Raw genomic sequence first — 517 nt, forward strand, 5'->3', positions numbered from 1 at the left:
CTTGAGGTTCGTCGCCTCCACCTGGTCGGCCCGGGACTGGTCGAGCATGCCCTGCACCTCGGCACCCACGCGCACGGTCGCCCTGGTCCTGGCAGCGACCTCGTCGTCAATCTTTCCGTCCGGGCCCACTGCCGCTTCCAGCGCGCTGCGGGTGTAGACCTGCTCCGCGGCCGAGACCGTCGCGTAGGCGTCCGGGTGCTGACCGAGGGTGCTGAGGAAGCCCCGGACGATACTCCGCCCGTTCCCGTCCCCGGTGTCCGCGAAGTCGAGGTGCCCCTCCGGATTCTTGCCCGGCGCGAACACGCTCTCCGGATGGTTCTTTTCCAGCGCCCAGTTGATGTCGTCGATGTAGCCGCCGCCCATGACGCCCAGGCTGTCGGACATCGCCTGGTGGTGCTCCTTCAGCAGCCCCGGGTCCGCCGCGTACTTCTCCATGACCTTCTGCATGACCGCCGCGTTGTCCGCGTCCCGCACCACGTCGGCGTCCGGGTGCCCGGCCGGGTAGCCGAGGGTCGCC

The 517-nt window shown here is 69.8% G+C and carries 1 pseudogene; it reads right to left on the bottom strand.

Going from position 1 to position 517, the window contains the following annotated elements:
- A pseudogene (locus I8N67_RS41955) lies at positions 1-517 on the bottom strand (hypothetical protein); the annotation flags it as partial.

The organism is Streptomyces adelaidensis (assembly GCF_016598475.1).
GTDB lineage: Bacteria > Actinomycetota > Actinomycetes > Streptomycetales > Streptomycetaceae > Streptomyces > Streptomyces adelaidensis.